The sequence below is a fragment of the Limnohabitans sp. Rim8 genome (assembly GCF_945901735.1).
In the GTDB taxonomy this organism is placed as follows: Bacteria; Pseudomonadota; Gammaproteobacteria; order Burkholderiales; family Burkholderiaceae_C; genus Limnohabitans_A.
This window is the reverse complement of the sequence record NZ_CAMDLM010000014.1, coordinates 1-22,034: the sequence shown is the minus strand read 5'-3', so window position 1 is coordinate 22,034 and position 22,034 is coordinate 1. Positions and strand designations below refer to the sequence as shown.

Annotated in this window: 22 protein-coding genes and 1 tRNA gene; 13 read left to right on the top strand and 10 right to left on the bottom strand. The window is 60.1% G+C overall.

The window, feature by feature from the left end:
* Positions 1 to 117: 117 nt before the first annotated feature.
* The 6 genes from Q0O99_RS08750 to rpsB form a co-directional block, all read right to left on the bottom strand.
* Entirely contained in the window at positions 118 to 1,311 is a 1,194-nt protein-coding gene (locus Q0O99_RS08750) for a 1-deoxy-D-xylulose-5-phosphate reductoisomerase (protein WP_293750517.1), read from the bottom strand.
* Positions 1,312 to 1,327: 16 nt separating this feature from the next.
* Positions 1,328 to 2,176, bottom strand: coding sequence for a phosphatidate cytidylyltransferase (locus Q0O99_RS08745; protein ID WP_293750515.1), 849 nt, complete (start codon positions 2,174 to 2,176; stop codon positions 1,328 to 1,330).
* A 72-nt stretch (positions 2,177 to 2,248) separates the two neighbouring features.
* Positions 2,249 to 2,809 (bottom strand): ribosome recycling factor, encoded by a 561-nt coding sequence (gene frr, locus Q0O99_RS08740; protein ID WP_293750513.1) that lies wholly within the window; start codon positions 2,807 to 2,809, stop codon positions 2,249 to 2,251.
* Positions 2,810 to 2,833: 24 nt separating this feature from the next.
* Positions 2,834 to 3,556: a UMP kinase gene (gene pyrH, locus Q0O99_RS08735; RefSeq protein ID WP_108353810.1), complete on the bottom strand. Its 723-nt coding sequence runs from the start codon at positions 3,554 to 3,556 to the stop codon at positions 2,834 to 2,836.
* A 59-nt stretch (positions 3,557 to 3,615) separates the two neighbouring features.
* Positions 3,616 to 4,509 (bottom strand): translation elongation factor Ts, encoded by an 894-nt coding sequence (tsf, locus tag Q0O99_RS08730; RefSeq protein WP_293750510.1) that lies wholly within the window; start codon positions 4,507 to 4,509, stop codon positions 3,616 to 3,618.
* 78 nt (positions 4,510 to 4,587) lie between these two features.
* Entirely contained in the window at positions 4,588 to 5,337 is a 750-nt protein-coding gene (rpsB, locus tag Q0O99_RS08725; protein WP_293750508.1) for a 30S ribosomal protein S2, read from the bottom strand.
* Between the two features lie 225 nt (positions 5,338 to 5,562).
* Between rpsB and Q0O99_RS08720 the strand changes: the two genes are divergently transcribed.
* Complete coding sequence (locus tag Q0O99_RS08720) at positions 5,563 to 6,918, top strand: amidase (protein WP_293750506.1); 1,356 nt, start codon at positions 5,563 to 5,565, stop codon at positions 6,916 to 6,918.
* 4 nt (positions 6,919 to 6,922) lie between these two features.
* Entirely contained in the window at positions 6,923 to 8,413 is a 1,491-nt protein-coding gene (locus tag Q0O99_RS08715) for an NAD(P)H-hydrate dehydratase (RefSeq protein ID WP_293750504.1), read from the top strand.
* Positions 8,414 to 8,427: 14 nt separating this feature from the next.
* Here Q0O99_RS08715 and rnr read toward each other — a convergent pair whose 3' ends face one another.
* Positions 8,428 to 10,704, bottom strand: a complete 2,277-nt coding sequence (gene rnr / locus Q0O99_RS08710) for a ribonuclease R (protein ID WP_293750502.1) — start codon at positions 10,702 to 10,704, stop codon at positions 8,428 to 8,430.
* A gap of 18 nt (positions 10,705 to 10,722) precedes the next feature.
* Between rnr and Q0O99_RS08705 the strand changes: the two genes are divergently transcribed.
* A tRNA-Leu gene (locus Q0O99_RS08705) sits at positions 10,723 to 10,807 on the top strand.
* A 141-nt stretch (positions 10,808 to 10,948) separates the two neighbouring features.
* Here the strand turns inward: Q0O99_RS08705 and rimO are convergent.
* On the bottom strand, positions 10,949 to 12,346 hold the full coding sequence (gene rimO, locus Q0O99_RS08700) for a 30S ribosomal protein S12 methylthiotransferase RimO (RefSeq protein ID WP_293750500.1): 1,398 nt from the start codon (positions 12,344 to 12,346) through the stop codon (positions 10,949 to 10,951).
* Between the two features lie 57 nt (positions 12,347 to 12,403).
* Complete coding sequence (gene phaR, locus Q0O99_RS08695; RefSeq protein WP_293750614.1) at positions 12,404 to 12,916, bottom strand: polyhydroxyalkanoate synthesis repressor PhaR; 513 nt, start codon at positions 12,914 to 12,916, stop codon at positions 12,404 to 12,406.
* A 285-nt stretch (positions 12,917 to 13,201) separates the two neighbouring features.
* On the opposite strand from phaR, the gene Q0O99_RS08690 reads away from it, so the two are divergent.
* The 10 genes from Q0O99_RS08690 to Q0O99_RS08645 all read left to right on the top strand — a co-directional run bounded on the left by Q0O99_RS08690 (position 13,202) and on the right by Q0O99_RS08645 (position 20,582).
* The gene (locus Q0O99_RS08690; protein ID WP_293750498.1) at positions 13,202 to 13,840 is read left to right on the top strand and encodes a riboflavin synthase; all 639 of its coding nucleotides are present in this window, start codon (positions 13,202 to 13,204) and stop codon (positions 13,838 to 13,840) included.
* Positions 13,837 to 14,964, top strand: a complete 1,128-nt coding sequence (gene ribBA, locus Q0O99_RS08685; RefSeq protein WP_293750496.1) for a bifunctional 3,4-dihydroxy-2-butanone-4-phosphate synthase/GTP cyclohydrolase II — start codon at positions 13,837 to 13,839, stop codon at positions 14,962 to 14,964. The genes Q0O99_RS08690 and ribBA overlap by 4 nt, the downstream gene beginning before the upstream one ends.
* A 2-nt stretch (positions 14,965 to 14,966) precedes the next feature.
* Positions 14,967 to 15,476, top strand: a complete 510-nt coding sequence (ribH, locus tag Q0O99_RS08680; protein ID WP_293750495.1) for a 6,7-dimethyl-8-ribityllumazine synthase — start codon at positions 14,967 to 14,969, stop codon at positions 15,474 to 15,476.
* Positions 15,473 to 15,997: a transcription antitermination factor NusB gene (gene nusB, locus Q0O99_RS08675; RefSeq protein WP_293750494.1), complete on the top strand. Its 525-nt coding sequence runs from the start codon at positions 15,473 to 15,475 to the stop codon at positions 15,995 to 15,997. Before ribH ends, nusB begins: the two co-directional genes overlap by 4 nt.
* Before the next feature lie 20 nt (positions 15,998 to 16,017).
* On the top strand, positions 16,018 to 17,205 hold the full coding sequence (locus tag Q0O99_RS08670; protein ID WP_293750492.1) for a pyridoxal phosphate-dependent aminotransferase: 1,188 nt from the start codon (positions 16,018 to 16,020) through the stop codon (positions 17,203 to 17,205).
* Entirely contained in the window at positions 17,202 to 17,633 is a 432-nt protein-coding gene (locus tag Q0O99_RS08665; protein ID WP_293750490.1) for a YbgC/FadM family acyl-CoA thioesterase, read from the top strand. The genes Q0O99_RS08670 and Q0O99_RS08665 overlap by 4 nt, the downstream gene beginning before the upstream one ends.
* The gene (gene tolQ, locus Q0O99_RS08660) at positions 17,630 to 18,334 is read left to right on the top strand and encodes a protein TolQ (protein ID WP_293750488.1); all 705 of its coding nucleotides are present in this window, start codon (positions 17,630 to 17,632) and stop codon (positions 18,332 to 18,334) included. Before Q0O99_RS08665 ends, tolQ begins: the two co-directional genes overlap by 4 nt.
* Positions 18,335 to 18,346: 12 nt before the next feature.
* Positions 18,347 to 18,766 carry an ExbD/TolR family protein gene (locus Q0O99_RS08655; RefSeq protein ID WP_293750486.1) on the top strand — a complete coding sequence of 140 codons (420 nt, stop codon included), beginning with the start codon at positions 18,347 to 18,349 and terminating at the stop codon, positions 18,764 to 18,766.
* Positions 18,767 to 18,777: 11 nt separating this feature from the next.
* Entirely contained in the window at positions 18,778 to 19,773 is a 996-nt protein-coding gene (tolA, locus tag Q0O99_RS08650; protein ID WP_293750484.1) for a cell envelope integrity protein TolA, read from the top strand.
* A 185-nt stretch (positions 19,774 to 19,958) separates the two neighbouring features.
* Positions 19,959 to 20,582 (top strand): hypothetical protein, encoded by a 624-nt coding sequence (locus Q0O99_RS08645; protein ID WP_293750482.1) that lies wholly within the window; start codon positions 19,959 to 19,961, stop codon positions 20,580 to 20,582.
* A gap of 114 nt (positions 20,583 to 20,696) precedes the next feature.
* Here Q0O99_RS08645 and Q0O99_RS08640 read toward each other — a convergent pair.
* A partial coding sequence (locus Q0O99_RS08640) for an OB-fold nucleic acid binding domain-containing protein (RefSeq protein ID WP_367185240.1) occupies positions 20,697 to 22,034 on the bottom strand: 1,338 nt, incomplete at its 5' end.

Genomic DNA, 22,034 nt, shown 5'->3' with positions numbered 1-22,034 from the left:
GGCGCCCGATTGGCTAGCGTGTTTTGGTTTGTCAATCAAAAAAGACCAAAAGGACCAAAAGATAATACATCAGCACAGGGCTGCGGCCATCCAAGACGTCCAAACACATTGGCATTGTCATTGCAGGCGGGACAGGTTTCTTTCGGCCTCTTGGCGACTGCGCGCATCCAGGGCCAGCAAGTCGTCCAGACACTCAGGGGGCGTGCACACCAAACTGTCCAGGGTGGCGCGGTTGAGTTCATGAATCTGGTCAAAGCGGATGCGCTTGTTCAGGAAGGCCGCCACAGCCACTTCGTTGGCCGCGTTCAAAATGGCACAGCTGCCCGGCGCACCCCGCAAGGTCTCCCATGCCAAGCGCAACCCGGGAAAACGCAGCACATGCCCGGGCTCATCCATGGCTTCGAAAGTCATGGCAGCCAGGGCATGAAAATCCAACGCTGCAGCACCTGACTCGATGCGCTCTGGCCAACTCAGGCCATAGGCAATGGGCACGCGCATGTCGGGCGTCCCCAGCTGCGCCACCACCGAATGGTCGCGGTACTGCACCATGGAATGGATGACGCTTTGGGGGTGAATGACCACCTCCAGCTGATCGGGCGAGAGGCCAAACAAATAACGCGCCTCGATCACCTCCAGGGCCTTGTTCATCATGGTGGCCGAATCCACAGAAATTTTGCGACCCATGACCCAATTGGGATGGGCGCAGGCCTGCTCCGGCGTCACGTCCCGGAATGTGCGGGGGTCGCAGGTGCGAAACGGACCGCCCGAGGCCGTGAGGATGATCTTTTGAACGCGACGCTGCCAGCTTGTAGCGTCCTCGGGCAAGGACTGGAAAATGGCCGAGTGCTCGCTGTCAATGGGCAGCAGCAAAGCGCCGCCATCGCGCACGGCCCGCATGAAAACGTCACCCCCCACCACCAAGGCCTCTTTATTGGCCAACATCAGCCGTTTGCCAGCGCGAGCGGCTGCGATGCATGGCGACAAACCCGCCGCACCCACAATCGCGGCCATCACGGCATCGACCTGCGGGGCTGCCGCCACTTCGTCCAGGGCCGCAGCGCCCCAACGCACTTGAACGGGCAAACCTTCAGCCCGCACCCGTTCGGCCAGTTGACGGCCTGCGGACTCTTGCACCATCACTGCCACTTCGGGCTTGAAACGCGCGCACTGGGCCAGCATCAGGTCCACCTGACTGGAGGCGGTCAGGGCGTGGATCCGGTATTGCGCAGGGTGGCGACCGAGCACATCAAGCGTGCTGTTGCCAATCGACCCGGTCGAGCCCAAAATCGAGATGCACTGTTGTTTGTTCATGCCAGAATTCTCCACATCAAATCCACGCCACCAGCATCATGGCCATGGGCAAAGTCGGCAACAAAGCGTCTACCCGGTCAAGCACACCACCATGGCCGGGCAACAGGCCCGAGCTGTCTTTCATGCCTGCGCTGCGCTTGACCAAGGACTCCACCAAATCACCGACCACGCTCATCGCCGACATGACAAGCAAAGCAGGCAAGGCCACCGCCATACCCCGGGCCCAGAGCAGGGTGTAAAAACTGGCAGAGCTTGGGGCTTGGGTTTGATCAAACAGGGTCCAGAGCCACGACACCGCAAAGACCCCCAACATGCCACCGAACACACCTTCCCAACTTTTGCCGGGACTGATCGTGGGGGCCAATTTGACAGCAAAGATCCGCCCGCCCAGGGCACGTCCAAAGAAATAAGCGAACACATCGGCCGCCCAAACCAAGACCAACACAGACAGCAAAAAGTTCACGCCCCGCTGATGGGCTTGGGCCAAGGCCAACCAGGCCAAGGCCAGCAAAAACAAACCCGCCCACCAACGCACAGATCGAGGCCAAAGCGCCCAACCGGATACGCCGCGTTGGACCATCCAGGCGCCCAGCAAGACCCAACTGGACCCGGACAAAAGCCAAAGCAATGGCGGGGTGGATTCCAGCCAACCGGCCAACGTCGACATCGCACAAACGAAGACGCACACAACAGCCCCCAGCCAAGCTTGCACAGGGCTCACGCCATTGAGCCGCCCCCACTCCCAAGCCCCTGCAGCGATCAGAATCAGCGTCAATACCATGAAGGGCCAAGGATTGGACGCAAACACGGCAGGCAGCAGCAGCGCCAGCAGGGCCAAAGCAGTGATGACGCGTTGTTTGAGCACGAATTCTCCTGAAAAAAGGCCGCCTATGGGCGGCCCGTCAGGCCGTGCAAAGCCACGGCATGGGATTGAAACTCAAACCGCCATGATCTCTTGTTCCTTGGCAGTCACCAACTGGTCAATCTCGGTCATGCGCTTGTCGGTCAGTTTTTGTATGTCCGCTTCGGCACGCTTTTGATCGTCTTCGGACGCTTCCTTGTCCTTGACCAATTTTTTTACCGATTCATTGGCATCGCGGCGCAAATTGCGGATCGCGATCTTGCTGTTTTCACCTTCGGTGCGGGCCAGTTTGGTCATTTCCTTGCGGCGCTCTTCACTCATGGGGGGCATGGGCACACGGATCAAATCCCCCATGGATGCGGGGTTCAAGCCCAACTCGCTTTCGCGAATGGCTTTTTCGATTTTGGCACCCATGCCTTTTTCCCAAGGCTGGACGCTGATGGTGCGCGAATCCATCAAGGACACGTTAGCCACTTGCGACAAGGGCACCATCGAGCCGTAATAGTCCACATGGATGGTGTCGAGCAAGGCAGGATTGGCACGCCCAGTGCGGATCTTGGTCAAATTGTTTTTGAATGCCGCAATGGACTGGTCCATTTTGGTTTCAGTTGTTTTCTTGATGTCAGCGATGGTCATGGGGTTCTCCTCGTCAGAACGGTATCAAGCATAAACCAGCGTGCCTTCGTCTTCACCCAGCACCACACGCATCAGGGCACCATTCTTAATGATCGAAAACACCTTGATTGGCAATTTCTGGTCGCGACACAAGGCAAAAGCCGTGGCATCCATGATGCCCAAATTGCGTGAAATGGCCTCGTCGAAGCTGATTTCACTGTACCGCGTGGCAGAAGGATCTTTTTTCGGATCAGCAGTGTACACACCGTCAACTTTGGTGGCCTTGAGCACCATCTCGGCACCGATTTCGGCACCGCGCAAAGCAGCGGCCGTGTCGGTGGTGAAGAAGGGGTTTCCGGTGCCTGCTGCAAACACCACCACCTTGCCCTCTTCCAGGTATTGCAAGGCCTTGGGACGAACATAGGGCTCGACCACTTGGTCGATGCCGATCGCCGACATGACACGTGCCGTGAGGCCCGCTTTGTCCAGCGCATCGGCCAACGCCAGGGAGTTCATCACGGTGGCCAGCATGCCCATGTAATCGGCGGTGGCGCGGTCCATGCCCACAGCCCCACCAGCGACACCGCGGAAGATGTTGCCCCCGCCAATGACCACCGCCACCTGCACGCCCAGGCGGTTGATCTCAGCGATCTCCTCGGCCATGCGCACGATGGTGGCGCGGTTGATGCCAAAGGCATCGTCCCCCATCAAGGCCTCGCCGGACAGCTTGAGCAAAATGCGCTTAAAGGCTGGCTTGGCTGAAGACATGAGGGGCTCCTTGGGGTTCAATGTGGAAGGTGGTTTGGCAAATCAGAAGAAGCGTGAACTCAGGCTGCGCCTTGAGCAGCAGCCACTTGGGCCGCCACTTCGGCTGCGAAGTCGTCGACTTTCTTCTCAATGCCCTCACCCACCACGAACAAAGTGAATGCCTTGACTGTGGTGCCTGAGGCCTTGAGCATTTGCTCAACCGTCTGCTTGTCGTTCTTCACGAAAGACTGGTTGAACAAAGAAACTTCTTTCAAATATTTCTGCACAGAGCCTTCGACCATTTTGGTCACGATGTCCGCGGGCTTGCCGGATTCAGCCGCCTTGGCAGCAGCCACCGAACGCTCTTTTTCAATCAAGTCGGCAGGCACTTCGGCGCTGGTCAAAGACACAGGCTTCATGGCGGCCACATGCATGGCCACGTCTTTGGCAGCGGTTTCGTCACCTTCGTACTCCACCAACACGCCAATGCGGGTGCCGTGCAGGTAGTGCGCGATCTTGGCACCACCGGCGGCGCGCTTGAAGCGACGAAAGCTCATGTTCTCGCCGATCTTGCCGATCAGGCCTTTGCGCACTTCTTCCAAGGTGGGGCCGAAACTGTCCTGGCTGTAAGGCAATTCCCCCAGAGCAGCGATGTCGGCGGGGTTGTGCTCGGCCACCAATTGGGCGGCGGCGTTGGCCAAAGCCAAGAAGCTGTCGTTCTTGGTCACAAAGTCGGTTTCACAGTTGACTTCGATCATGGCACCCGTGGTGCCGCTCACGAAACTGGTTACCACGCCTTCGGCAGTGACACGCGAAGCGGCTTTGCCAGCCTTGGTGCCCAGCTTGACGCGCAACAACTCTTCAGCTTTGACCATGTCGCCTTCAGCTTCAGTCAATGCTTTTTTGCACTCCATCATGGGGGCGTCGGTTTTTGCGCGCAGTTCGGCGACCATGCTTGCGGTAATTACAGCCATTTGATTTCTCCGTATTAAGTCTTCAAGTCAAGTTAAAAAAAAGGGGCCATGAAGCCCCTTTCATCGAGTTGCAGGAACTCAGGCCGAAGCGTTGGCTTCTTCGACGAATTCGTCATTGCCTTCGGTGACGGCCTTGACCACGTCGTTGACCGCATTGGCGCGGCCTTCGATGATGGCATCAGCGATGCCGCGGGCGTACAAAGCCACAGCCTTGGCCGAGTCGTCGTTACCGGGAATGATGTAGTCGATGCCTTCAGGCGAGTGGTTGGAGTCCACTACACCGATCAATGGGATGCCCAGTTTCTTGGCTTCCGAGATGGCAATTTTGTGGTAGCCAACGTCGATCACGAAAATAGCATCCGGCAACGCCGCCATGTCCTGGATGCCGCCTATGTCTTTTTCGAGCTTTTCCATCTCGCGTTTAAACATCAACTGCTCTTTTTTGCTTAAGGCTTCGAGGCCGACTTCTTGCTGAGCCTTCATGTCTTTCAGGCGCTTGATCGAGGTCTTGACGGTTTTGAAGTTGGTCAACATGCCACCCAACCAGCGCTGGTCAACGAAAGGCACGCCTGCGCGCTGGGCTTCCAGCGACACCAGATCACGGGCTTGGCGTTTGGTACCCACCATCAAAATGGTGCCACGGTTGGCGGAGAGTTGCTTGGCAAACTTGATCGCATCCTGGAACATCGGCAGCGATTTTTCCAGGTTGATGATGTGAATTTTGTTGCGGTGACCGAAGATGAAAGGGGCCATCTTGGGGTTCCAGAAGCGGGTTTGGTGACCAAAGTGGACACCGGCTTCCAGCATTTCGCGCATGGTAACGGACATAAAAAATACTCCAAAGGTTGGGTCTAAAATCCAGTCCACTCATCGCGTGCAGCCAAAAACACTGCGCGCAACACCTTGTTGTGACGGATTCGCGGATGAACTTTGATCGTGCGTTAAATCAGTCATTTGGCTTCATGTGGGTCATGACACCCAAAAGACAGCTGACGCACTCTGCAAAGCCTTAGGATTATAGCATCCCCATTATTCCAAAGCGCTTCTACCCCCATGAAAGCTGACCTGATCGCCACCCGGCAAGCCATCCAAAGTGGCACGACCAACCCCCAAGCCGTGGCCGAAGCCTGTCTGGACGTGGCACAAAGCTCAGCTTGTGTGCATGTTTTCATGCAATTGACCCCCGATCAACTGAAAAACACGGCCTCCATGGCCCAAATTGCTCAAAGCCCGTTGGCCGGACTGGCGGTGTCGATCAAGGATCTGTTTGACATTCAAGGCCAGGTCACCAAAGCCGGCTCAGTCGTGCTGGAAAGTCAGCCCGCCGCCACAAGCGATTGCCCAGCGGTGGCCCGTTTGCGCGCAGCGGGCGCAGGCCTGATTGGCCGCACCAACATGGTCGAGTTTGCCTTTTCAGGGGTTGGCGTGAACCCACACTACGGCACCCCGGCCGCCTGGGATGCCCTGAGCGACCAAGCTGTGGGCGCGCCGAGTCAGGCCTACGCCCCGGGTGGCTCCAGCTCGGGTGCCGCCGTGTCCGTGGCCACAGGTGCCGCGTTCATTGGTTTGGGCTCCGACACAGGCGGCTCCATCAGGGTGCCTGCCGCATTGAACGGCATTGTCGGTTTCAAAAACACGGCCCGCCTTGTACCCACGCAAGGCGCTGTGCCTTTGTCGACCACGCTCGATACCGTGTGCGCCATGACACGCACGGTGCGTGACACCATCCTGGCCCACGAAATTTTGTCAGGCAGAAAAGTGCCGAAAGGCCAACGTGCCTTGTCAGGCTACCGGTTGGCTGTGGTATCCAGTGTCATGCAAGATGGCATGGACGCAGCGGTCACCCAGGCCTTTGCGCACAGCCTGAAAATACTGCGCCAAGCCGGGGCCCGGATTGACACCCTGGACCTGTCCGAACTCCACGAGATTGCCCCGATGATGAGCACCGGCGGCTTCAGTCCCGCAGAAAGTTTTGCCTGGCATCGCCACAGGGTGGCCAGCGATGGCCAGCGCTACGACCCGCGGGTGGTCCAGCGCATATTGCGCGGCTGCGGCATGACGGCCCATGAATACATGGATCTGGTCAGTGCGCGTCAGCACTGGATTCGCCGGGTGGAATCGGCTCTTGTCGGCTATGACGCCGTCTTGTCCCCCACCACGCCGATTACTGCCCCCAAAATCAACGACGTGGCCCCCGGGGCCGAACGCGATACCGAATTTTTTCGGCTCAACGGCTTGCTGCTGCGCAACACCAGCGTGGTCAACACCTTGGATGGTTGCGGCATTTCCCTGCCCTGCCATGCACCTGGCACTTTGCCGGTGGGCCTGATGGCTTGGCATGCCGCCATGCACGACGACACCCTCTTGCAACTGTCCTTGCTGCTTGAGCCTTTGTTGCAAAAGCACTGAAACCATGCAAAAGCTGAGCAGCTCATCCTTGTGGCCTGTGTATGGGCAAGATGCGCTGCGGCAGCTTGAAAACCGCTTGCAGTCCGCCAGCCCTCGCCCCTTGATGCAGCTGGCGGGCCTGGCTTCTGCGCAACTGGCCTTGGCCATCGCGCCCCATGCCCAGCGCATCTGGGTCGCTGCAGGCCCCGGCAACAACGGGGGTGACGGCCTGCAAGCCGCCTGGCACTTGCACCAATGGGGCAAGCAGGTTATCGTCAGCTGGATGGGCTCAACGGCACATGCGCCGCCCGATGCCCTCATGGCCTGGCAACGGGCCAGCGCTGCAGGCGTCGCCCTCCAATCTGCCGCACCTGAGGCTTGGCTCAAGAACATGGATGACCAGGATTTGTGCATCGACGCACTGCTGGGCCTGGGGGCCAACCGGGCACTCGGCCCCGAAATGCAAGCCTGCGTGCAGGCCATCCAGAAGTTCCCTGGCCAGGTGCTGGCGCTCGACGGCCCCACTGGCTTGAACCTGGAAAACGGGCAATGGCTGGGCAGTCCGGATGCACAATCGGCGGCGGTGCACGCCGACCACACGCTGACCTTCATCGCCGCCAAACCCGGTCTGTTCATGGGGCATGGACGCGACGCCTGTGGGCAAATCTGGCTGGACGACCTGGGCCACCGGGCAAACGGCAGCGAAGTGCCGCCCCAAGCCTTGCTGAATGCGGCTTACGCACCCCCCAACAAAAGTCACGCCAGTCACAAAGGCAGCTATGGCGATGTGGCGGTGATCGGCGGAGAGCCCATGACTTTCAGGGGGATGGGCATGACCGGGGCCGCCGTTTTGGCCGCCACCGCCGCACTGCATGCCGGTGCGGGTCGGGTGATTTTGAGCTTGCTTTCAGGTCAAGCCGCAGCGCATGCGCCGCCCGACCTGATGCAACGGGACTGGCAGCGGCTGGCGCTGGAGCAACTGCATGTGGTCTGCGGTTGCGGCGGCGGTGAAGCCATCCGTGCGCACATGCCCGAGGTGCTCCAGCGCAGTACACAGTTGGTGCTGGACGCCGATGGCTTGAACGCCGTTGCAGACGATCCCGCACTTCAAAACTTACTCCGGCAAAGGGCAGACCTGAAACCCACCGTCATCACCCCTCACCCGCTGGAGGCGGCAAGGCTTTTGAACACCAGCACCGCTCAGGTGCAAAGCAACCGACTTCAAGCCGCGCAAAATTTGGCCGCCATGTTTCACTGCACCATTGTGCTCAAGGGTTCAGGCACGGTGATCGCTGCACCCGGACACACCAGCCGCATCAACACCTCGGGCAATGGCAGGCTGGCCACTGGCGGCACAGGCGATGTGCTGGCCGGCCTGGTCGGCGCCCGCATGGCACAAGGCTTGGGGTCATTCGAGGCTGCCTGTTGCGCGGTGGCGCAGCACGGTCAGCTGGCCAACGACTGGCCGGATGACTTGCCACTGACCGCCAGCGCCTTGGCGCAGCACTTGCGCTGAATTGAAGCCGCGCCTCAGCGGCGCGGCTTGGTGTTACGGGCCCCTTTTTTCTTGGCCGCGGCCTTCTTCACCGAGGCTTTCAGGGCTTGGATCGGAGACCGGTTGCGCTCCGCATCGGCCAGACGCCGATCTTGCGCGCCACGCTTTTTGTCACGCCCACCTTCTGCAGGTGCAGACAAGCCTTTGTCACGCATGGCGCGCGGTACCAGATCGTCACCCGGGTGCACCAAGCGGAAATCAATTTTCCGGCCATCCAGATCCACGCGACTGACCTGCACCTGCACCCGGCTGCCAATGGCATATCGAATGCCGGTGCGTTCACCGCGCAACTCTTGGCGCAACTCGTCAAAGCGGTAGTACTCGCCACCCAGCTCGGTGATGTGCACCAGGCCTTCCACATACAAAGTGTCCAAAGTCACGAAGATGCCGAAGCTGGTGGCTGCCGACACCACGCCGCTGTATTCCTCACCCAGGTGCTCGCGCATGTATTTGCATTTGAGCCAGGCTTCGACGTCGCGGCTGGCTTCATCGGCGCGGCGTTCGTTGGCGCTGCAGTGCAGGCCAGCAGCCTCCCAAGCGCGTTGGTCGGCGGCCGACATGCGCACCCTTGGCGCAGACGATTCGGGCGCATCGCCCTTGGCCGAGCGGCTTTTCTCCAGCCGTTTGCTCAGCTTGGCATGCGCCTCGCCAGGCACGGGCAGGCTGGGCAGCGTGTATTTTCGGTCCAGCAAAATCGCTTTGATGACCCGGTGCACCAGCAAATCGGGGTAACGCCGAATCGGGCTGGTGAAGTGGGTGTAAGCCTCGTAGGCCAGGCCAAAGTGCCCACTGTTCACGGGCGTATAAATGGCCTGCTGCATGGAGCGCAGCAGCATGGTGTGGATCTGCTGCGCATCCGGGCGGTCCTTGGTCACTTGCGCGATCTTCTGGAACTCGCTGGTGTGCGGGTCGTCGCTGATGCTCATCCCCAAGCCCAAGGCCTTGAGATAATTGCGAAGGATGTCTTTTTTCTCGGCTGTGGGGCCTTCGTGCACCCGGAACAAACCGGGGTGTTTGCCCTGTTGAATGAAGTCGGCGCTGCACACGTTGGCCGCCAGCATGGCCTCTTCGATCAATCGGTGCGCTTCGTTGCGCACACGCGGCACAATTTTCTCAATGCGGCCGCTCTCGTCGCACACGATTTGTGTCTCGGTGGTCTCAAAGTCCACGGCACCGCGCACCGCACGCGAAGCCAGCAGCGCTTTGTAAACGTCTTGAAGATTCATCAGGTCGGTGACGCGCTCCTTGCGCTTGGCCGCTTCTGGCCCGCGCGTGTTGCCCAAAATGGCGGCCACTTCGGTGTAGGTGAAACGCGCATGGCTGTGCATCACGGCCGGGTAAAACTGGTAGGCGTGCACATCGCCCTTGGCGCTGACCAGCATGTCACACACCATGCACAAGCGGTCCACGTCCGGGTTCAATGAACACAAACCGTTCGACAATTTCTCAGGCAGCATCGGAATCACACGGCGCGGAAAATACACGCTGGTGGCCCGGTCATACGCATCGATGTCGATGGCGCTGCCGGTTTGAACATAGTGACTCACATCGGCAATCGCCACCAGCAAACGCCAGCCCTTGCCGCGGCCGACTTTGGCAGGTTCGCAATACACCGCATCGTCAAAGTCGCGCGCGTCTTCACCGTCGATCGTGACCAAAGGCACATCGCGCAAATCCACCCGGTCCTTACGGTCCTTGGCCAGCACCTTGTCTGGCAAGCCCTTAGCTTGGTCAACGCACAGGGCAGAAAATTCGTGAGGTACGCTGTATTTGCGCACGGCAATTTCAATCTCCATCCCCGGATCGTCGATTTCGCCCAACACCTCTTTCACGCGGCCCACGGGCTGCCCAAACAAAGCAGGCGGCTCGGTCAACTCGACCACCACCACCTGGCCCGGCTTGGCCGTGCCTGTGGCACCTTTGGGAATCATCACGTCCTGCCCGTAGCGCTTGTCCTCGGGCGCCACCAACCACAAGCCGCCTTCTTGCAGCAAACGGCCAATGATGGGTTGCTCCGGGCGTTCGACAATCTCGACCACGCGCCCTTCCGGGCGGCCTTTGCGGTCTTGACGAACGATGCACACCTTGACGCGGTCGCGGTGCAAGACCGCACGCATTTCATTGGATGACAAGTAAATATCCGACTCACCATCATCACGGATCAAAAATCCATGACCATCACGGTGGCCTTGAACACTGCCGACTATTTCTTCCAGCATCGCACTGGGTTGAGCTACTTTTTTGATATACAATCCTTTGATTCCTGAGGCGCCCAGATGGCGGAATTGGTAGACGCACTAGTTTCAGGTACTAGCGAGTAACATCGTGGAGGTTCGAGTCCTCTTCTGGGCACCAATCTTATCCACTGCGATAAGTCATAAACAGAGCAAGCCGTTGATCTTTCTCCAACGGCTTTTTTGTTGCCCGCTGCAAAACCACACACAGCACGGTGCACACCAACAGCCCAAAGGTTGCACTGCATGCCGCCAAGCCACATCAAACGGGAACCCCCACCAAATCGTGGCCTTCCACGCGAACAATTCGGGCCCGGGTGAACTCACCCACTTTGAGGGTCTTGCTCAGCTTTTCAGGCGGCAACAAGCGCACCACGCCATCGATCTCAGGCGCATCGCCAAAACTTCGGCCCACGCCACCACGGCGGCCCATTGCCGGCGCACTGTCCACCAAGACCTGCATGGTGAAACCCACACGCTGGCGCAAGCGGGCAATCGACACCTCTTCGGCCACCGCCAAGAAACAGGCACGGCGCTCTTCGCGCAGCGCTTGGGGCAACATGCCGGGCAAATCATTGGCCGTGGCCCCTTTCACGGGGCTGTAGGCAAAGCATCCGGCGCGATCGATTTGCGCTTCACGCAAAAAACCCAGCAGGTGCTCGAATTCTTCTTCGGTCTCCCCCGGGAAGCCGGCGATGAAGGTGCTGCGAATCACCAGCTCGGGGCACAACTCGCGCCAGCGCTGAATGCGCTCCAGGTTCTTCTCGCCGCTGGCCGGGCGCTTCATGCGTTTGAGCACATCGGGGTGGCTGTGCTGAAACGGCACATCCAGATAGGGCAACACCAGGCCCTGCGCCATCAAGGGGATGATGTCGTCTACGCTCGGGTAAGGGTAGACATAGTGCAAACGTACCCAGGCATCATGTTCGCGGGCCATCTCGCCCAACGTCTGCACCAATTCGAGCATGCGGGTTTTGACCGGCTTGCCGTCCCAAAAACCCGTGCGGTATTTCACATCCACGCCATAGGCCGAAGTGTCCTGGCTGATGACCAGCAGCTCTTTCACTCCGCCGGCAAACAAGGCTTTGGCTTCTTTCAGCACATCGCCAATCGGGCGCGACACCAGGTCGCCACGCATAGAGGGGATGATGCAAAACGTGCAGCGGTGGTTGCAGCCTTCGCTGATTTTCAGGTAAGCGTAGTGGCGAGGTGTGAGCTTGAGGCCCGCCTCGCCAAAGCCACCCGGCACCAAATCGAGAAAAGGGTCATGAGGCTTGGGCAAATGCGTGTGCACCGCGTCCATCACCTCTTGCGTGGCGTGCGGCCCGGTCACCGCGAGCACGCTGGGGTGCATTTCCAGCACCATGTTGCCGCCGCCCTCGCCGGTTTTGGCGCCCAGGCAGCCGGTCACGATGACCTTGCCGTTTTCGCTCAGTGCCTCAGCAATGGTGTCAAGGCTTTCCTTGATGGCTTCGTCAATGAACCCACAGGTGTTGACGATGACCAGGTCAGCGCCTTCAAAGGTTTTGGAGGTTTGGTAACCCTCGGCGCTCAATTGGGTCAGGATCAGTTCTGAATCGGTCAGCGCCTTGGGGCAGCCCAGGCTGACAAAACCCACTTTGGGGGTCGGGAGGGGGGCAGTTGCGGTCATTTCACTCATCCCTCCATTGTCCCCGCAAAAACGACCGGCCTGTGACAAAACGGCATATTGCCCCTCTCATGTCTTCAAACCCATCGCACCCAAAAACTGATCGGTATTTTTCTGAATCTGTTTTTGCACCTGCTCTTGCATCTGCGCCATGACATTTTGGGAGGGATCGGAGAGACCCGAAAACATGTTTTGCATCAACGGCGTCTGCCACGCCATGAACTGGGTCCAAACCTCGGGGCTGAGGGTCGGGCTGGATTGGCCCAGTTGGCTTTGCCAGTCCATGAAGGACTGGACATGGTTTTCCAGATAGGACCCCATGTGGCCCTGCATGGCATGGCCATAGAAACGGATGATGTTGGACAAAACCGCTTCACTGAACATGGGCACACCCGCAGACTCCTCCTCCAAAATGATCTGCAACAAAATGGAACGCGTCAGGTCTTCACCGGTTTTGGCGTCAACCACCCACAAAGGCACCGAGGCCATGACCAGTTTTTTCAGCTCGGACAAGGTCACGTAACTCGACGTCTGCGTGTCGTACAGGCGGCGGTTTGGGTATTTTTTAATGGTCCGAGCCAACGAGGTTGGCGATTCGGGTCTGCTGGCCGTCTTCTCAGACCGGGCGGTCTTCGCGGCTTGGGACGATTGAACTGGAGACTTGGCCGGCAAAGAAAACTCCTGGTGACAGGCAGCATTTGAAAAATCTGCTGCAATGCATCATTCTAGGCACACACTTTGGGGCCTGTCGCCTTGGTTAACCCTGAGCTTTTACGAAGTCCAGTCAGCGCCAGACACACTGGACGGCGTGCATTTTTGTTGCGTCGCCAGCCGATTCACTCTTTTTACCTGCGAAAATAGCCAGCTATGTTTACCGGAATCATCACCGGCGTGGGGCGAATCGTCGCCATCCACGACCTGGGTCGCTCTTTACACCACGGCAAGCGCCTCACCATCGAGGCCCCCGCCGGGTACCTTGACGATGTTGGCCTGGGCGACAGCATCGCCCTCAATGGCGCTTGCATGACCGTCACCACCTTCAGCCCCGAGAGCCGTCAGTTCACCATCGACATCTCGGCCGAATCGCTCGACAAAACCAGCGGCTTGGACCAGCAAGGCGCCGTCAACCTGGAAAAAGCACTGCGGGCCAATGACCGATTGGGCGGGCACATCGTGTCAGGCCATGTGGACGGCGTGGGTCACATCAGCCACTTCGAGCAAATCGGCGAAAGCTGGGAATTGCGCATCCTGGCACCGCACACCCTGGCCAAATACCTCGCCTACAAAGGGTCGATTACCGTCAACGGTGTGAGCCTCACGGTCAACAAGGTGGCAGATTTGCCGCATGGCTGCGACATCAGCATCAACCTGATCCCACACACCGTCGACAACACCGCCCTCGGCAGCCTCAAAGCCGGCAGCTCGGTCAACCTCGAAATCGACACCGTGGCCCGCTACGTGGAGCGCATGCTCAGCGCAGGCCTGACCCAGAAAGACACCCCATGAACGCCCCCGAGCAACTGACCCCCGTGGCGATCTCGCCCGTCCAAGAGATCGTGGCCGAGATGAAAGCCGGTCGCATCGTGATCCTCGTCGACGAAGAAGACCGTGAAAACGAAGGCGATCTGGTCTTGGCGTCCGACCACGTCACGCCTGAGGCCATCAACTTCATGGCCCGTTTTGGCCGGGGCCTGATTTGCTTGACGCTCACCCGCGAGCGCTGCGAATTCCTGAAGCTCCCGCCCATGGCAGCGCGCAACGGCACCGTCTACAGCACGGCCTTCACCGTGTCCATCGAAGCTGCCGAGGGCGTGACCACCGGCATCTCCGCGGCGGACAGAGCCAAGACCGTCCAAGTGGCCGTGGCGCGCAGCACCCAACCCACCGACCTGGTGCAACCCGGTCACATCTTCCCGCTGCAAGCCGTTGACGGCGGCGTGCTCATGCGGGCAGGCCACACCGAAGCCGGTTGCGACCTGGCCGCCATGGCCGGGTGCAGCGCATCGTCCGTGATCTGCGAGATCATGAAGGACGACGGCACCATGGCCCGCCTGCCCGATTTGCAAATTTTCGCAGCCGAACATGGCTTGAAGATTGGCACCATCGCCGACCTGATTCAATACCGCAGCCGCAACGAGTCGCTGGTCGAGCGCATTGGCAGCCGCACCCTGCAAACCGCGCACGGCGAATTCACCGCCCACGCCTTCCGCGACCAACCCAGCCAAACCGTGCACCTCGCCTTGGTCAAAGGCCAGTGGTTGCCCGAATCGGAAGTGGCCGTGCGCGTGCACGAGCCACTCTCGGTGCTCGACGCCCTGGAAGTCAACCGGGCCATGCATTCCTGGAGTCTGGACGCCAGCTTGAAATACATCAACGCCCAAGGCTGCGGTGTGGCCGTGCTGCTCAACTGCGGCGAATCACCAGACCAACTGCTGGCCCAGTTTGAAGGCCGTGCCCGCTCGGCCCAAGCCCCTGAGCGCGGCAAGATGGACTTGCGCACCTACGGCGTGGGCGCGCAAATCCTGCGCGAGTGCGGTGTACACAAAATGAAACTCATGGGCAACCCGCGCCGCATGCCCAGCATGACCGGCTACGGCCTCGAAATCACCGCTTACATCCCCAAGGAATGAACATGCAAGACGCCAACAAAGGCCAAGCCGAAGAACTTGACGGCCAGTTTCTGCACGTCGGCATCGTGCAAGCCCGTTTCAATGAAGACATCACCAATGCCTTGGCCAAGGCGTGCATTGCAGAGCTCGAAGCGCTGGGCGTGAGCAGCATTGACCACGTCATGGTGCCCGGAGCCTTGGAAGTGCCTGTCGCTTTGCAAGCCATGGCCGAGCGGGCCGAATACGACGCCTTGATTGCGTTGGGTTGCATCATCCGTGGTGAGACTTACCACTTTGAATTGGTGGCAAACGAGTCCGGCGCCGGAGTCAGCCGCGTGTCCCTCGACTACAACCTGCCCATTGCCAACGCGATCTTGACCACCGAAAACCTCGAGCAAGCCATCGCCCGACAAACCGAAAAAGGCCGAGACGCAGCCCGCGTGGCGGTTGAAATGGCCTGCATCATGGATGACCTGGCCGCCGACATGGCCGAGTTGGCTGACGACACCGACGAAGAAGACCCAGCCCGATGACCGATTCGACCAGTACGCCCGAAACCGCCAACGAAGACACGCCACCTGCCGCAGCCGGTACGCGCAAATCCTCGGCCAAACCTGCCCGCAGCCGCTCGCGTGAATTTGCATTGCAAGCGCTTTACCAGTTCATCGTGGGCCGCAACGAAGCCTCAGACATCGATGTCTTCACCCGCGACCTGTCGGGTTTTCACAAAGCCGACTCGGCCCATTACGACGCCCTGCTCTACGGCTGCATTGAGCAAGCCGCTGCCTTGGACGCCCTGATTGCGCCGAAACTCGATCGCAAATTTGCCGAAATCTCGCCCATCGAACACGCCATCATGTGGATCGGCGTTTATGAAATGCAGCACTGCCTCGCTGTGCCCTGGCGCGTGGTGCTCAACGAATGCATCGAGCTGGCCAAGGACTTTGGCGGCACCGACGGCCACAAGTACGTGAACGCCGTGCTGGGCGGCTTGGCTCCCGAATTGCGCAGCGCCGAAGTACAAGCCGACCGCCAATCTGGCCGCGCCAAATAACCCCCCATACCCCAGACACCATGCGCATCTCTGAGCGAGCCGAGCGAATCGAACCTTTTTGGGTCATGGAAGTGGCCAAAGCCGCCGCGCAAAAAGCCCGCGACGTCGCGCACACCGACCGGCCCGTGGTGTTCCTGAACATTGGCGAACCCGACTTCACCGCCCCACCCCTGGTGCAACAGGCCGCTTTGGCGGTGATCGAATCGGGCCAGACTCAGTACACACCGGCGTTGGGCCTGGACGCCTTGCGCCAAGCCATCAGCGGCTGGTACGCGCAGCGCTTTGGCGTGCAGGTGCCCGCCAGCCGCATCGTGGTCACGGCCGGCGCATCTGCGGCGCTGCAACTGGCGTGTCTGGCGCTGATCGACCGGGGCGATGAGCTCCTGATGCCCGACCCCAGCTACCCCTGCAACCGGCACTTTGTGAGCGCAGCCGAAGGCACAGCCGTGTTGCTGCCCACCACCGCTGAAGAACGCTTTCAGCTCAGCGCCGCCAAAGTGGCTGCGGCCTGGGGGCCCCACACCCGGGGCGTCCTGCTGGCATCGCCCTCCAACCCCACGGGCACCTCGATTGACCCGGCCGAGCTGGCCCGCATTGTCGACGTTGTGCGCAGCCACGGCGGCATCACCCTGATCGACGAGATTTACCTGGGCTTGAGCCACGACGACGCCTTTGGTCAAAGCGCCTTGGCCCTGGGCGACGACATCATCAGCATCAACAGCTTCAGCAAATACTTCAACATGACCGGCTGGCGCCTGGGCTGGCTGGTGGTGCCTGAGCAGCTCACGCCCGTGCTAGAGCGCCTGGCGCAAAACCTGTTCATCTGTGCCAGCACTGTGGCACAACAGGCGGCGCTGGCCTGCTTTGAACCCGAGAGTCTGGCCGAATACGAGCGCCGCCGCGCCGAATTCAAAGCCCGCCGCGATGACTTCATCCCGGCACTGAACAACTTGGGCCTGACGGTGCCCGTGGCCCCCGATGGCGCGTTTTACGCCTGGGCCGACTGCGCCGCCGCCTGCCAAAAGCTGGGCCTCAAAGACAGCTGGGAATTTGCTTTTGCCGCGTTGGAACACGCCCATGTGGCCATCACGCCGGGGCGCGACTTTGGCACCGACCAGACCGCCCGCTTTGTGCGCTTTTCCACCGCCAACTCGATGGCCGAATTGCACACCGCCATCGCCCGCCTGAAAGCCTGGTTGCAGCCATGACCACCCATTTCACGCCTTTTGAGCACCCTGTCCGCATCTATTGGGAAGACACCGACGCGGGTGGCATTGTGTTTTATGCCAACTATCTGAAGTTTTTCGAACGTGCCCGCACCGAATGGCTGCGCGCCTTAGGCTTTGGCCAGCAGGTGCTGCGCGACACCTCGGGCGGCATGTTTGTTGTGAGCGACACCACCGTCAAATACCATTCACCCGCCCGCTTGGACGACACCTTGATCGTCACCGCCGAGCTGCAAAACGGCGGCAAAGCCAGCCTGACCATTGCCCAGCGCGCCTACTTGCGCACGTCCGGCCAAACGCCAACAATCGACCGACTCCTGGCCGAAGGCACCATCCGCCTGGGCTGGGTCGACAGCATCACATTGAAACCCGGCCGCATCCCGGCCCCTGTTCTGGAAGCCCTGAAATGAACCAAGACATGTCCATCGTCTCGCTGCTGCTGCACGCCAGCTTTGTGGTCCAGTTGGTGGTGCTGATTTTGCTCAGCATCTCGGTGGCCAGTTGGGCCGCCATCGTGCGCAAGATGACCGCCCTGTCACGCATCAAAAGCCTGAACGACGAGTTTGAGCGCGTCTTTTGGTCCGGCACCAGCCTGAACGAGTTGTTCAACTCGGCCAGCCAGAACGCCAAAATGTCTGGCCCTATGGAGCGCATTTTTGCCAGCGGCATGCGCGAATACCAAAAACTGCGCGAGCGCCGCATCACCGATGCAGGCACCTTGCTCGACGGCGCGCGCCGCGCCATGCGGGCCAGCTTCCAGCGCGAGATGGACATGGCCGAATCGCAACTGGCCTTCCTGGCCTCGGTCGGCTCCATCTCGCCTTACGTGGGTTTGTTTGGCACGGTGTGGGGCATCATGCACGCCTTCACCGGCTTGGCTAGTTTGCAGCAGGTCACTCTGGCCGTTGTGGCCCCCGGCATTGCTGAAGCCTTGGTGGCCACCGCCATCGGCTTGTTTGCCGCCATTCCCGCCGTGCTGGCTTACAACCGGTTCTCTCACGACGTCGACCGCATCGCCATCAAGCTCGAAACCTTCATCGAAGAGTTCTCCAACATCCTGCAGCGCAGCCTGGGCTCATCGGGCAGCAGCAGCTCGGCCTCTGGCCATTGATCGGATTGCGCCATGCCATCCCCCTCTTCCCGAAGCCGCGGTCGCCGCACCATCTCTGAGATCAACATGGTGCCCTTCATCGATGTGATGCTGGTGCTGCTGATCATCTTCATGGTGACCGCGCCGATGATCACGCCCAGCGTGGTGGACTTGCCCAGTGTGGGCAAAGCCGCCAAACAACCTGACCAAGTGGTGCAGGTGGTGATCAGAAAAGACGAACGGCTGGAACTGGTGAGCAACGGCAAGACCGACAGCACCACTTTGGGCGGCGTCGCCGCCAGCGTCAAACGCCTGGTCGGCGACGGCACCAACACCGCCGTGGTCATCAGCGCCGACCGCAGCGTGAAATACGAAACCGTGGTCAAGGTCATGGACAGCCTGCAGCGTGCGGGCATTGCCCGTGTGGGTCTGTCGGTGCAATTGGCCCCCTGAAAGTCACCCCCTTGAGCGCCAAGCCCGCCCCCCATCTGCAGTTCGCCCCCCCGGCAGCGCCGGGCATGGGCCGCGCTTGGCTGGTGGCCGGTGTCGCGCACCTGGCCTTGTTCCTGGCGCTGGGCCTGGCCACCGCCTGGAAAATCCAGCCCCAGACCATGCAAGCCGAAGCCGAGCTGTGGTCTGCCGTGCCCAAAGCGGCGGCCCCCAAATTGCAAGAACCCCCGCCACCTCCACCCAAGCCCGAGCCCAAACCCGAGCCGATTCCGAAAACCAAGCCCCCCAAGCCCACCCCCGAACCCGAGCCCAAGCCTGACAACAGCTTGCGCGACGCTCAAATTGCGCTCGAAAAGAAAAAACTGGAAGACCAGAAAAAGAAAGAAGCTGCCGATCGCCAGCGCAAGGCCCTTGAAAAGAAGAATAGAGAGGCTGAAGAAAAAGCTGCGAAGGACAAGGCTGACAAAGAAAAAGCCCTCAAGGACAAGGCCGTCAAAGATAAAGCAGCTCAGGAAAAAGCCGCCCAGGAAAAGAAAGAACTGGACAAGAAAAAAGCCACTGAAAAAGTCAAAGACGACGAGAAAAAACGCCAGCAAGAACAAGCCCGCCAAGAGGCCAAAGACAAAGCCGACGATGCCATGGCCGACGCGTCGCGCAAAGAGCAAATGCAACGCATTCAAGGCATGGCTGGCGCATCCGGCGGCCCCAACGCAGCGGGCTCAGCGCTCCAATCGTCGGGCCCCTCGGCCAGCTATGCCGGCCGCTTGGTGGGCCGCATCAAACCCAACATCACCTACCCCGGTGATGTGGTCGGTAACCCGCGTGCCGAAGTGGAGGTGCGCGTGGCACCTGACGGCACCATCACCAGCCGCCGCATCGTGCAGTCCAGCGGCAACAAGGCCTGGGACGATGCCGTGCTTCGGGCCATCGACAAAACCGAAATCCTGCCCAAAGACACCGACGGTCGCGTTCCGCCCTTCATTGTGCTGGGGTTCCGGCCGCTGGATTGAGCGACATGACGCCTCCATCGTCGCAAGCCTCAACGGCTTGCACGCAGGCTGGCTTGAACCGCCACCCTCCACTATGATGGTCTGGTGGTGTCAAGCTTGGCCTCCAACTGACGATACACACAACACATGACTTCCATCGCGGGCCTGCTGACAGGCCCGCGCCACTGCGTTCCGGAACCAACGACATGCTGAAAATTACCGGTATTTGGATCGCCACTGCTGGGCTGGGTCTTTGTTCAGTTCAAGCCTTGGCCCAGAGCACGCCTGCCCCAGGGTGTTTTGTGGCGCATTTCAAGTCCTTGGCCTTGAAAACCCACATCCCAGAGCAGCGCGCTGCATTGGCAGAAAAGTGGCTGCAATTGAACGCCCCCAGCTGCTCCAAGGCCCAACTGTCCGCGCTTCAGGCCAACAGCCCCAGTTGGCTGGGCAGCGCTTTGACGCAAGAAATCGCCTCTATTTTGGAAGGCGCCATTGAAGCCAACATCGCCGGAAACCCTGAACTGATGGCGCGACTTTATGAGTCCTCGGGCAAAGAAGTTCAAAGCGGCAGCGTGACCACGACCAACCCGGCCGCCCGCGCCCCCGTGGTTCAACCCATGGCCAACAATGGTGTGATTGCGGGCAGTGCGAACTACGGCAACATTTCAGGCAACACCACCTTGAATCAAAACACCAACAACCTGAGCAATGCCAACAGCAACGCCAGTCCTGCCAACAACAGCAGCGGCGTCAATACAAGCAACAACGCGGTGGCTCAGGGCGGCGCAGCAGCCACCAACCCTCAGGGCCGGCCGTCGGCCCCACGCTGAAACCCCCAACATGCAGGCGGGCATCGCTCGGCGTGTCTAAGCAGCGTCAACGCTGAAGGGCGCATCCGCGCATGGAACTCGGCCAGCAGCTGAACCCACACCCGTTCAACCGACTCAGTCGTACACAATCCGCGCCTGCCCTTGCTCGGCCTGCGCCATCCAGCTGGCCAGTGCCGCGTCGGAGGGGAAAAATTTGGCGGCCTCGCCCAGCGCCAACTCGGCGCGGGCAGCCAGGTCTTGATCGCGCCGCTCCAGCGCCAGCCTCACGGCAAGACCGCGCACCAGATCGCCCTGCTCAGTCTGCTCGCGTTGCGCGGGAAATTCGCGCACCAGTCGCGCAATGTCGGGCGCACGGCCGTTGACAGCCACGCGCAGGTATTTGCCATAGCGGCAACGGGCCGCGCCCAAGTCCATGATCTGCTCGATCTTGAGGCGGAAACCGCCCGAAAACCGGTCGGCTTGCATCTTGGCCGTGACGATGATCAGCTCGTCGTCTTTGAGCAAATGCTTGGCCGAGTTGATCAGTGCCTCGTCGGCCGTGGCCTCCATCACGCCCGATTTGTCGTCGAGCTTGAAGATCGCCACCTTGCCGCGCTGGCCGTTGATGATGCGCAAGTCGTTCACGATGCCCGCCAGCACCATGGACTCGCGGCTGTCGATCAGGTCGTCGATCTTGCGGCGTGCGAACTGGCGCACTTCAAGCGCCACCGCATCAAACAAATGGCCCGACAGAAAGAAGCCCACGGCGGTTTTTTCGAGCAGCAAGCGCTCTTTGATGCCCCAGGGCAACACGTCCACCAAATCAGGCTCTTGTGTGCTGGAGCCGTGCGAATCGTCGCCCAGCATGTCGAACAAGCCACCCTGGTTGGCGTTGGCTGTGGTGGCGTTGGAGAACTCAAACGCCCGGTCAATGCTGGCCGACAACGCGGCGCGGTTCATGTGCAGCGAATCAAAAGCACCGGCTTTGATGAGCGCATCCACCGTGCGTTTGTTGATGCGGGTGCGGTCCACACGCACGGCAAAGTCGAACAAACTGGTGAAGGGGCCGCCTTCTTTGCGGGCGGCCACGATGGCGTCGATGGCTTGCTGACCCGTGCCTTTGATGGCGCCCAAACCGTAGCGGATGATCTTGTCGGTCACCGGCTCAAAGCGGTGGGTGCCCCGGTTCACGTCGGGAGGATCAAAGCGGATACCGAACTTCAGGGCATCTTCGTAAAGCACCTTGAGCTTGTCGGTGTCGTCCATTTCCACCGTCATGTTGGCGCAGAAAAACTCGGCCGTGTAATGCACCTTGAGCCAGGCCGTGTGGTAAGCCAGTAGCGAGTAGGCGGCGGCGTGCGACTTGTTGAAGCCATAGCCGGCAAAGCGCTCCATCAAGTCAAAAATTTCATCGGCCTTGACTTCGTTGATAGCGTTCTTGGCTGCACCGTCGCGAAAGATCTGCCGGTGCTT